General features: G+C 60.9%; 11 protein-coding genes (1 of these 11 running past the window's edge). 4 read left to right on the top strand and 7 right to left on the bottom strand.

What is annotated here, in order from left to right:
* The 5 genes in view from I6L46_RS17100 to I6L46_RS17080 are tightly spaced (each overlapping or abutting the next) and all read right to left on the bottom strand, a layout consistent with a single transcriptional unit that may run on beyond the window.
* A protein-coding gene (locus tag I6L46_RS17100) for an energy transducer TonB (protein ID WP_216976474.1) crosses the window boundary here: on the bottom strand, positions 1-111 show its 5' portion. The gene continues 552 nt to the left of window position 1, outside the view; only the first 111 of its 663 coding nucleotides appear in the window; it begins with the start codon at positions 109-111; the stop codon falls past the left edge of the window.
* Positions 108-509 carry a biopolymer transporter ExbD gene (locus tag I6L46_RS17095; protein WP_005339369.1) on the bottom strand — a complete coding sequence of 134 codons (402 nt, stop codon included), beginning with the start codon at positions 507-509 and terminating at the stop codon, positions 108-110. The genes I6L46_RS17100 and I6L46_RS17095 overlap by 4 nt, the downstream gene beginning before the upstream one ends.
* Positions 506-1036 (bottom strand): MotA/TolQ/ExbB proton channel family protein, encoded by a 531-nt coding sequence (locus I6L46_RS17090; protein ID WP_005339367.1) that lies wholly within the window; start codon positions 1034-1036, stop codon positions 506-508. Before I6L46_RS17090 ends, I6L46_RS17095 begins: the two co-directional genes overlap by 4 nt.
* Entirely contained in the window at positions 1033-2337 is a 1305-nt protein-coding gene (locus I6L46_RS17085) for a MotA/TolQ/ExbB proton channel family protein (protein WP_216976472.1), read from the bottom strand. Before I6L46_RS17085 ends, I6L46_RS17090 begins: the two co-directional genes overlap by 4 nt.
* Positions 2334-3095 carry a DUF3450 domain-containing protein gene (locus I6L46_RS17080; RefSeq protein WP_216976470.1) on the bottom strand — a complete coding sequence of 254 codons (762 nt, stop codon included), beginning with the start codon at positions 3093-3095 and terminating at the stop codon, positions 2334-2336. Before I6L46_RS17080 ends, I6L46_RS17085 begins: the two co-directional genes overlap by 4 nt.
* A 210-nt stretch (positions 3096-3305) precedes the next feature.
* Here I6L46_RS17080 and I6L46_RS17075 point away from each other — a divergent pair, with 210 nt between their 5' ends.
* Positions 3306-4082 (top strand): LuxR family transcriptional regulator, encoded by a 777-nt coding sequence (locus I6L46_RS17075; protein ID WP_005339360.1) that lies wholly within the window; start codon positions 3306-3308, stop codon positions 4080-4082.
* 59 nt (positions 4083-4141) lie between these two features.
* Here I6L46_RS17075 and glmS read toward each other — a convergent pair whose 3' ends face one another.
* Together glmS and I6L46_RS17065 are read right to left on the bottom strand one after the other, a co-directional pair.
* Positions 4142-5974 (bottom strand): glutamine--fructose-6-phosphate transaminase (isomerizing), encoded by a 1833-nt coding sequence (gene glmS / locus I6L46_RS17070; RefSeq protein ID WP_216976468.1) that lies wholly within the window; start codon positions 5972-5974, stop codon positions 4142-4144.
* Positions 5975-6030: 56 nt separating this feature from the next.
* Positions 6031-6804 carry a DeoR/GlpR family DNA-binding transcription regulator gene (locus tag I6L46_RS17065; protein WP_064335026.1) on the bottom strand — a complete coding sequence of 258 codons (774 nt, stop codon included), beginning with the start codon at positions 6802-6804 and terminating at the stop codon, positions 6031-6033.
* A gap of 122 nt (positions 6805-6926) precedes the next feature.
* On the opposite strand from I6L46_RS17065, the gene blrA reads away from it, so the two are divergent.
* From blrA to blaOXA, 3 genes are all read left to right on the top strand, one after another.
* A complete protein-coding gene (gene blrA / locus I6L46_RS17060) occupies positions 6927-7601 on the top strand; it encodes a beta-lactam response regulator transcription factor BlrA (protein WP_201954589.1) in 675 nt (224 codons plus the stop codon).
* Entirely contained in the window at positions 7598-9019 is a 1422-nt protein-coding gene (blrB, locus tag I6L46_RS17055; protein WP_216976466.1) for a beta-lactam sensor histidine kinase BlrB, read from the top strand. The genes blrA and blrB overlap by 4 nt, the downstream gene beginning before the upstream one ends.
* An 80-nt stretch (positions 9020-9099) precedes the next feature.
* A complete protein-coding gene (gene blaOXA / locus I6L46_RS17050; protein ID WP_216976464.1) occupies positions 9100-9894 on the top strand; it encodes an OXA-12 family class D beta-lactamase in 795 nt (264 codons plus the stop codon).
* The last annotated feature ends 89 nt before the right edge of the window (positions 9895-9983 follow it).

Below are 9983 nucleotides of genomic sequence, written 5' to 3'. Positions count from 1 at the left end.
TTCGCTCGCCACCTTCTCGCCCCGGGGCGGTTCAACCAGCGTGGCCATAAACAGCAGGATGCCCAGACTGAGGGCAATCCCCAGCCCCAGGCTCATCAGCTTGTATTTCATTTCGGCGCCACCGCCACGGCGATATTGGCGATACCCGCCGCCTTGGCCTCATCCATCACCCGCACCACCTTGCCATGGGGCACTCGCTCGTCGGCCTGGATCACCAGGCTGGCATCGGGCTGCTCCGCCAGCAGACGGGCGATGGTGGCCTGTACCCGCTCCACATCGATCTGCTTGCGGTCGAGGAAGATCTGACCCTGAGCCCCGATCGCCAACATGATGCTGGAGGATTTCTGCGCCTTGGCCTGACTGGCCTGGGGTCTGTGTACCTCGAGCCCGGCTTCGCGCACAAAGGAGGTGGTGACAATAAAGAAGATCAGCATGATGAACACGATATCCAGCATGGGGGTCATGTCGATCTGCACTTCGTCACGCTGGCGTTTGGATTGCCGTCTCATTGCATTACCTTCTCTTCTCGCAGGCCGTCCCGGGTCTTGGCCAGCGCACGCTTGGCCTGACTCTCGAGCCGACTGAGTAACAACACGCCGGAGAGCGCCACCACCATGCCTGCCATGGTGGGAATAGTGGCGCGGGAGATCCCGCCCGCCATGCTCTCCGGGTTAAAGCGGTTGGCCGCAGCCAACGCATCAAATACGCCGATCATGCCGGTCACGGTGCCCAGCAACCCCAGCATGGGACAGAGCACCACCAGGGTGCGGATGAAGATCAGATGACGGTTCAGTTCCAGCTCTGCCTGCGCCAGCCAGCGGCTGCGGATCGCCCGGGCGTGCCAACTGTGGCGCTCGCTGCGGGCCTGCCAGCGGCCGAGCAGCTGTTGCTGCAAGGGGCCAAAACCCAGATTGAGGTAGAGCAGCCGCTCGATCATCAAAATCCACATCAGCACCAGCAGGGCCAGAATGACCCAGAGCACCGGACCGCCACGGCCCATGAAACTCTGCAGCTGTTGCCAGATGTCGAGCATCATGCTGCTCGCTCCATCCCGCCGTTATTGCTCTCGGCGCGCTCGGCCAGAATGCCGGCTACCTGCTGCTCCAGCACATTGGAGAGCTCGGTGAAGCGCGATTGCAGCAGGCTGTGGGCCAGGATCAGCGGAATGGCCGCAACCAGACCCTGTACCGTGGTAACCAGCGCCATGGAGATACCGCCCGCCATGATCTTGGGATCGCCGGTGCCAAACTGGGTGATGGCCTGGAAGGTGCCGATCATCCCGGTTACGGTACCGAGCAGACCCAGCATGGGGGCGATGGCCGCGATCACCTTGACCATGCCAATGCCGCGCTCCATACGAGGAGTCTCCTGCAGGATTGCCTCATCAAGACGCAATTCGAGGGTCTCCATGCTCAGCCCGGGGTGTTTGTCCGCCACCGTCAGTACCCGGCCGAGGGCGTTGTCGGCGTGATACTCGCCGCTCTTGAGCTGGCGGCGCACCCGACCCAGTTCTCGGGAGAGGCTCCACAGCCGTACTGCTGCAATTCCCAAGCCGATGGCAGCCAGCAGCACGATAATGGCGCCGACCTGACCACCTTGCTGTACCTGCTGCCAGAAGGTAGGTGCCTGTGCCAGCATCGCCAGCAGAGTGCCATGCGAAGGATCCAGCGGCAGCGTTTCCCCTTCCTGACCCTGATAAGCCGCAACGGCAGAGAGCACGCTACCGGGCAGACCCAGTACCGGGCTCAAGCCTTCGGCGGTCGGTTGCAGGAAGCCTTCGCTCCCCAGCAGGGCAAAACTGCCAACCCGGGTCAGCGACTGCTCGCTGGCAGCCCCCTGGGCATCGAGCACCTTGCCGTTGAACTGGGCAATCCGGCCAGATTCGCGGATCTCCTGCAGCAGCGTGGCGGGTAGCAGGGCGAGGGCGGCGCGATCCGGCACCTGTTTATCCTGTGCCATGGCTTTCAGCGGGGCGAGACGTTCCGGGTACTGGCCCTCGACGGCGGATTCGCTCAGCAGCTTGACCGCATCGCTGGCGCCCTGACGGGTGACCGCGAAGATCTCGTTCATGTCGCCGGAGGCTTGCTCCCACTGGGCGTTAAGCTCGACCAGCTGCTTCTCGTTGCTGGCGAACTTGCCGGCCAGCTCCTTGCTCAGGCGCTGGGCCTCGGCCAGTCTGGCGCGGGCAGTGCCGAGCTCCTTGGCAACGGTCGCCAGATCTTGCTGAGCCTGCTGTTCACGAGCCTGTTCCTGCTGCTGCCACTCATCGGCAACAGCGGCGTTGGTACCGCAGGAGAGGGCAATAAGGAGGGGGAACCACTTCATGGTGACTCTCATGATTGGGCCTCCTGACTACGGCTGACAGAGAGGGGGACATTGAGCAACTGGGGAACTTTATTGTCGGCGGCCACATCCATCGCCTCGGCGATAGGGGAGAGCCACTTGCTGTCGAGGGCTTGCCACTGCTTCGCCTCGGCAGACCAGCGCCATGCCTGACTGCGATCGGCCGTCATTGCCAGCAGGGAGACCCGACCCAGCGCCAGCACATCGACCCGACGCGGGGCACCATCCAGCTCCAGCTCGGCGGAATAGCGGTCCATCCGGCTGCCATATTCGGCTTCGATCTGATAGGCCTGCAGCAACTGACGGAATTTCTCCGCCTCGCTAACGTCTGCACGGGCCAGGGTCGCTTTCAACTGTTCAACCCGCGCCAACCGATCTTCCTTGCGCAGCGGGATGTCGTTTTGCACCAGCTGTTCCAGATCTGCCTGCATCTGCAACATCAGCGGGATCAAGCCCTGACGGGTCTCTTGCACCGCTTCCAGCTGCTGGCTCAATTTACCCAGCTCATTTTGCTGATCGGCCACCAGAGATTGCATGTAGCGGTTGTAGGCTTCGAGGTCACGCAGTTGTAGCTGGGCGTTTTGCAGCTCCAGTCGTGCGGCAACAGCGGCATCGGCGGCTTTTTCCACTCGCTGCTGGGAGGCTTTCCCGGCAGCTATGCTGTTCTTGAGGGCGGGAGCAACCAGCTCATCCCCGATGGCAGCAAAGTGGACTGACAGTGGCAGCAGGGCCACACCCCATAATTTGTTCATTGAAATACATCTTACTAATGATAACTATTATCATTATCTCAAATGCAGGGCGGACTGGCAACGAGAGGATTTTCTTGGCCTTTATGCACAAAAACAGGATAATTTTTAAGCACGCACGGAATAAGTGGCGCCAATAGCCACCGCACAAATATAAATAACGATAAAAAATCTTTTCGATCAGTGTGATAGAGATCGAAAAAGGAGAAAGTAATGCTCAACGATGCGATCTGGGAACATATCGACAAGTTCACCAAGGCAACAAAAACCAGCGATATCCAGCAACTGCTGGAGCGCTTCAGTCATCAAATGGGCTTTGATTACTTTCGGCTGCTGATTATTTTCCCCATCAGCATGCAAAAATCCCACGTGGCACTGTTCAACAACTGTCCGACCACCTGGTTTGACGCCTACAGCGAAAACCAGTATCTGACCCAGGATCCGGTGGTCTATCTGGGGCTGAAACAGACCCAGCCGATCTTCTGGAACAAGCTCGACTGCGACTCGCCCTGGCTGCCCAGCGCCAGCCGCGACGTGATGAACCTGGCGGCTGATTTCGGGGTACGCAATGGCGTCTCCTTTCCGCTGCACACCCCGCAGGGGGAGCACGGCATCCTCTCTTTCATCACCAAGGACAAATCCAACTCCGATCTGATGTTTGAAAATGTTCCGCTGCTGTCGTTTTGTGCCAGCTACATCTTCAACTCCGCACTGCAACTGATCAAAAGCAGACCGGATATGATGAAATACCTGACCGAACTGTCGGATCGGGAGAAGGAGTGCCTGTTCTGGGCCAGCGAGGGCAAGACCTCCTGGGAGATCGCCACCATCCTCGGCATCAGTGAGCGGACGGTCAACTTTCACCTGACCCAGGTGACCAACAAGACCGACTCAAAGAACCGCAGTCAGGCCATCGCCAAAGGGATCACCAGCGGCATCATAGTGCCCTCCCTCGACGAGGTCACCATCACCAACCTGCGGCTGTCGTAACCCCTCAGCCGAAACAAAAAGAGCCGCAATTGCGGCTCTTTTTCATTTGAGAGAGTGACTTACTCGACGGTCACCGATTTTGCCAGGTTGCGCGGCTGGTCCACGTCAGTGCCCTTGATCAGGGCAACGTGGTAGGAGAGCAGCTGCAGCGGCACGGTATAGACGATGGGGGCGATCACCTCTTCCACATGGTTGAGGTTCATGACCCGCATGGTCTCGTCGCTCTTGAAGCCGGTGTCGGCATCGGCGAACACGTAGAGGATACCGCCACGGGCGCGCACCTCTTCCACGTTGGACTTGAGCTTCTCCAGCAGATCGTTGTTCGGCGCCACCACAATGATGGGCATCTCGGCATCGATCAGCGCCAGCGGGCCGTGCTTCAGTTCGCCAGCGGCGTAAGCTTCGGCGTGGATGTAGGAGATCTCTTTGAGCTTGAGCGCCCCCTCCATGGCGATGGGGTACTGGCTGCCACGGCCGAGGAACAGGCTGTGCTGCTTGTCGGCAAACTCTTCGGCCAGGGTTTCGATATCCTTGGCCAGCGCCAGACTCTCTTTAATACGCAGCGGCAGGGCTTGCAGCGCCTTGACCAGTTCAGCCTCGGCGGCGGCGCTCAGGTGGCCACGGCAGTGACCGACGGAGGCCACCAGCATCAGCAGGCCAGCCAGCTGGGTGGTGAATGCCTTGGTGGAAGCCACCCCAATTTCTGCCCCCGCGCGAGTCATAAAGGCCAGATCCGATTCACGCACCAGCGAGGAGCCTGGCACGTTGCAGATAGCCAGCGAGCTCATGTAGCCGGATTCCTTGGCCAGACGCAGCGCCGCCAGGGTATCGGCAGTCTCGCCGCTCTGGGAGAGGGTCACCAGCAGGCTGTTGGGGCGCACTACCGATTTGCGATAGCGGAACTCGGAGGCGATCTCCACATCACAGGAGACGCCAGCGATCTCTTCGAACCAGTAGCGAGCCACCATGCCGGAGTGATAGGAGGTGCCGCAGGCGACGATCTGCACGTGCTCGACCTTGTCAAAGATGGCACGCGCGCCGTTGCCGAACGATTCGACCACCACGTGATCGCTGCCCAGACGCCCTTCCAGAGTGTTGGTGATCGCTTTGGGCTGCTCGTGGATCTCTTTGAGCATGTAGTGGCGATATTCGCCCTTGTCACCGGCATCGTGGGAGAGTTCGGACTCCTGCTCTTCGCGCACCACAGCGTTGCCGTTGATATCGAAGATCTGCACATCGCGACGGGTCACTTCGGCCACATCACCCTCTTCCAGGAAGATGAAACGGCGGGTCACCGGCAGCAGCGCCATCTGGTCGGAGGCGATAAAGTTCTCGCCGATACCGCGGCCGATCACCAGCGGTGAACCGGAGCGGGCCACCACCACGCGGCTGTCGTCGCGGCTGTCCATCACCACGGTACCGTAGGCACCGCGCAGCTGCTTCACCGCAGTTTGCATGGCGGCCAGCAGGCTGCCGGCGCTCTTCAGCTCGTGATGGACCAGATGGGCAATCACTTCGGTGTCAGTGTCGGAGCTGAACACATAGCCCAGCGCCTTCAACTCTTCCCGCAGCTCTTCGTGGTTCTCGATGATGCCGTTGTGCACCACCACGATATGCTCGGAGACGTGAGGGTGAGCGTTGCGTTCGGAGGGCTCGCCGTGAGTGGCCCAGCGGGTATGAGCGATGCCGGTACCGCCATGGACGGACTGCTCGTCGAGCGCCTTGGCCAGCTCGGCCACCTTGCCCAGACGGCGAACCCGCTGCAACGGCTGGTTGGCGCTGAACACGGCCACACCGGCTGAGTCATAACCGCGGTACTCCAGACGGCGCAGGCCCTCTACCAGAATTTCAGCCACATCACGTTGGGCAACAGCCCCGACGATGCCACACATACACTTCTCCTTGAGATGCAAATCGTAAAGTCAGTTGGATGGTTCAGAGCTCGATGTCAGCAAGTGACCGGGGCGCAGATAAGCGTCACCCCCTGGGCTTGAATCTGTTCTCTGGCCTCGCTGGCCAGCCCCTCGTCGGTCACCAGGGTATGGATGCTCGACCAGGGCAGCTCGAGATTGGGGATCTTGCGGCCGATCTTTTCCGATTCGACCATCACAATGACCTCCCGCGACACCTCGGCCATGACCCGCGACAGGCCCACCAGCTCGTTGAAGGTGGTGGTGCCACGCTCCGGGTCGATGCCGTCGGCACCGATAAAGAGCTGGTCGAAGTCGTAGGATCGCAGCACCTGTTCCGCCACCTGCCCCTGGAAGGATTCGGAGTGAGGGTCCCAAGTGCCACCGGTCATTAACAGGGTAGGCTCATTTTCCAGCTCGCGCAGGGCTCCGGCCACATTGAGGGAGTTGGTCATCACGATGAGGCCGCGCTTGTTGCCCAGCATGGGGATCATGGCGCTGGTGGTGCTGCCGCTGTCGATGATGACGCGGTTGTGATCACGCAGCCGCTCGGCCGCCGCACGGGCAATAGCTAACTTTCGGTTCGAAACTTGTTCAGGGTTGACCTCGACCACCATCTCATTCGGCAAGGGAACGGCACCACCGTAACGGCGCAGCAGCAGACCGCCGGTCTCCAGTACCGCCAGATCTTTACGGATAGTCACTTCGGAGGTAGAAAAGTGTTTGGCGAGGGCGTCGACACTCACTTCACCCTGCTCTTGTACCAGGGTCACTATGGTGTGTCGGCGTTGTTGAGTATTACGTTTGGTCATCTTTAAGTTTCGATTCGAAAGAACATCGAAATATTAGCCCCTTTTTCGGAAAAATAAAACAGCAAATAGGATCCGATTTGGTTCGATGCCAGAATGGGGTGCCAATTTGCGACGAGGATGCCATGCAAAAGAGAGTCATCTGGCTGGTGGAGGATGAGGCCAGCATCGCCGACACCCTGATTTACGCCCTGCAGACCGACGGGTTCGAGGTGGAGTGGTTCATGCTGGGCCAACAGTTGCTGACACGACTGGAACAGACGCGACCCGACTTCCTGATCCTCGATGTGGGGCTGCCCGACATCAGCGGCTTCGAACTCTGCAAGCAGGTGAGGGCGCTGACCGATATCCCCCTGATGTTCCTCACCGCCCGCAGCGAGGAGATAGACCGGCTGATCGGGCTGGAGATCGGTGCCGACGACTATGTGGCCAAACCCTTCTCGCCACGGGAAGTGTGTGCCCGGGTGCGGGTCATCCTGCGCCGCAGCCAGCCCGTCGCCCCCCAGCCCAGCGCCCTGCTGGTACTGGATGAGGAGCGGGCCCGCATTCACTTTCGCGGCCAGCCGCTGGCCCTCACCCGCTACGAATATCTGCTGCTCAAGACCCTGATGCAGACGCCGGGGCGGGTCTACTCCCGCCAACAGCTGATGGATCTGGTGTGGCAGGATGCGGAGGAGAGTCTGGATCGCACCGTAGATACCCATATCAAGACCATCCGCGCCAAGCTGCGCGAACATGATCCAGAAGCCAACCTGATCCTCACCCACCGCGGGCTGGGCTACAGCCTGGAGCTGGCATGAGACTAGGGTTGCAACTGCTGTGCGGCCTGCTGCTGATCTTCGCGCTGGCCGCCTGGTTCGTGCTGGAGATCTTCGTCGAGGAGATAAAACCCGGGGTGCGCAGCGCCACCGAGGATACTCTGGTCGACATGACCCAGCTGCTGGCGCCGCTCGCCCTCGATGATCTGAAAGAGGGCAATATGATGAACGGGCGGTTGGCCAACGCCTTCGCCCGCCTCAACCAGAATCCCATCAATGCGATGATCGATGGCCACCTCAAGCAGCAGGCGGAGTACCGCATCTATGTCACTGACCAGAAGGGTATGGTGATTTACGACTCCGACGGCACGGATCTGGGCAAGGATTATTCCCGCTGGAACGATGTCTACCGCACTCTGCGCGGCCAATATGGCGCCCGCAGCACCCGCACCGACCCCGACGATGCCGCCAGCTCGACCATGTATGTGGCAGCGCCGCTGCGGGAAGGGGCCGAGATCATCGGCTCCCTCACCGTCGCCAAACCCAATCGCACCCTGATGCCAGCCATCGAGCGCGGGGAACAGGAGCTGCTGCGGGCCGGCGGCCAGATGCTGCTCATCTCGCTGCTGATCGGCAGCCTGCTGGTGTGGTGGCTCAACCGCGCCATCGGCAAGCTGGTGCACTATGCCGACTCGGTCAGCAAGGGGGAGGCGGCACCGCTGCCACGGCTGCACACCGTCGAGCTGGATCGGCTCGGCCGCTCACTGGAGACCATGCGCCACCAGCTCGATGGCAAAAGCTACATCGAAGCCTATGTGCACAGCCTGACCCACGAGCTGAAGAGCCCGCTGGCCGCCATTCGCGGGGCAGGGGAAATTTTGGCCGAAACGCCGCCCCCCGAAGTTGCCAAACGCTTTATCGGCAACATCAATCTGGAAAGCGCGCGCATGCAGCAGCTGATCGAGCGAATGCTGCAACTGGCGCGGCTGGAGTCGGGCCAGGGGCTGGATCGCCAGTCGGTGGAACCGGCAAAACTGGGCAAGCGCACCCTCGACGCCCGCCAGATCATCGCCCAGCGCCGTCAGGTCGAGTTGGTGGCCGAGCTGGCCAGCGCGCCGAAACAGAAGTGGGATCCGCTGCTGGTGGAGCAGGCCATCGGCAACCTGCTGGATAACGCCATCGACTTCTCTCCTGCCTACGGGCTGGTCACCCTGAGCGGCAGCCAGCAGGAAGAGGGCTACTGTTTTCGGGTCACCGACAGCGGCCCCGGCATTCCCGACTACGCCCTGCCGCGCATCTTCGAGCGCTTCTACTCCTTGCCGCGCCCGGACAAGGGCAAGAGCAGTGGTCTGGGGCTCAGCTTCGCCCATGAGGTGGCCCACCAGCATGGCGGCCGTCTGACCCTGAGCAACCGGCCAGAGGGAGGCGCGCTGGCGGAACTCTGGCTGCCATTCACCTAGTCCCCCCGCAACTTCACATTCCCCACACAAAGCGGCATTAGACTGCCGCTTTCTCTCATCCATTTGCTCAAGGAAATGCTATGTCCCGCCTGCTTCTCTCCAGCCTGCTGGCTGCCGGTCTGCTCGCAGCCCTGCCAGCCTCCGCCGCCAGCGGCTGCTTTCTCTATGCTGACGGCAACGGCCAGACCCTCTCCAGCGAAGGGGACTGCTCCAGCCAGCTGCCGCCCGCGTCCACCTTCAAGATCCCGCTGGCGCTGATAGGTTACGACAGTGGCTATCTGGTTGATGAAGAGCATCCGGCACTGCCTTACAAGCCGAGCTATGACGGCTGGCTACCCGCCTGGCGCGAAACCACTACCCCGCGCCGCTGGGAAACCTACTCGGTGGTCTGGTTCTCCCAGCAGATCACCGAATGGCTGGGGATGGAGCGCTTCCAGCAATACGTCGACCGCTTCGACTACGGCAACCGGGATCTCTCCGGCAATCCGGGCAAGCATGACGGTCTGACCCAGGCCTGGCTCAGCTCCAGCCTCGCCATCAGTCCGGAGGAGCAGGCTCGCTTTCTCGGCAAGATGCTGAGCGGCAAGCTGCCGGTCTCGGCGCAGACCCTGCAGTACACCGCCAATATCCTCAAGGTGAGCGAGATCGACGGCTGGCAGATCCACGGCAAGACCGGCATGGGCTACCCGAAGAAGCTGGATGGCAGCCTCAACCGCGATCAGCAGATCGGCTGGTTCGTCGGCTGGGCCAGCAAACCGGGCAAACAACTGATCTTCGTCCATACCGTGGTGCAAAAACCCGGCAAGCAGTTCGCCTCCATCAAGGCAAAAGAGGAGGTGCTGGCCGCCCTGCCTGCACAACTTAAAAAGCAGTGAGCTCGCTTCCCGCCAGATAAACCCCGATAACCACGGTCAGCCCACCAGCGATGGGCTGACCGCCATTCGTAAACGAGACAAACATGAAA

This window comes from Aeromonas sp. FDAARGOS 1416 (genome assembly GCF_019048085.1).
GTDB classification, from domain to species: domain Bacteria; phylum Pseudomonadota; class Gammaproteobacteria; order Enterobacterales; family Aeromonadaceae; genus Aeromonas; species Aeromonas veronii.
Note: the sequence above shows the minus strand (reverse complement) of the source record. Positions and strands in the feature narration are given on the sequence as shown.

What these genes read in the sequence shown, in the direction of transcription:
- I6L46_RS17075 (WP_005339360.1), top strand. Translation starts at nt 3,306, where the DNA reads ATGCTCAACGATGCGATCTGGGAACATATCGACAAGTTCACCAAGGCA.
- blrA (WP_201954589.1), top strand. Translation starts at nt 6,927, where the DNA reads ATGCAAAAGAGAGTCATCTGGCTGGTGGAGGATGAGGCCAGCATCGCC.
- blrB (WP_216976466.1), top strand. Translation starts at nt 7,598, where the DNA reads ATGAGACTAGGGTTGCAACTGCTGTGCGGCCTGCTGCTGATCTTCGCG.
- I6L46_RS17090 (WP_005339367.1), bottom strand. Translation starts at nt 1,036, where the DNA reads ATGATGCTCGACATCTGGCAACAGCTGCAGAGTTTCATGGGCCGTGGC.
- blaOXA (WP_216976464.1), top strand. Translation starts at nt 9,100, where the DNA reads ATGTCCCGCCTGCTTCTCTCCAGCCTGCTGGCTGCCGGTCTGCTCGCA.
- I6L46_RS17080 (WP_216976470.1), bottom strand. Translation starts at nt 3,095, where the DNA reads ATGAACAAATTATGGGGTGTGGCCCTGCTGCCACTGTCAGTCCACTTT.
- I6L46_RS17065 (WP_064335026.1), bottom strand. Translation starts at nt 6,804, where the DNA reads ATGACCAAACGTAATACTCAACAACGCCGACACACCATAGTGACCCTG.
- glmS (WP_216976468.1), bottom strand. Translation starts at nt 5,974, where the DNA reads ATGTGTGGCATCGTCGGGGCTGTTGCCCAACGTGATGTGGCTGAAATT.
- I6L46_RS17085 (WP_216976472.1), bottom strand. Translation starts at nt 2,337, where the DNA reads ATGAGAGTCACCATGAAGTGGTTCCCCCTCCTTATTGCCCTCTCCTGC.
- I6L46_RS17095 (WP_005339369.1), bottom strand. Translation starts at nt 509, where the DNA reads ATGAGACGGCAATCCAAACGCCAGCGTGACGAAGTGCAGATCGACATG.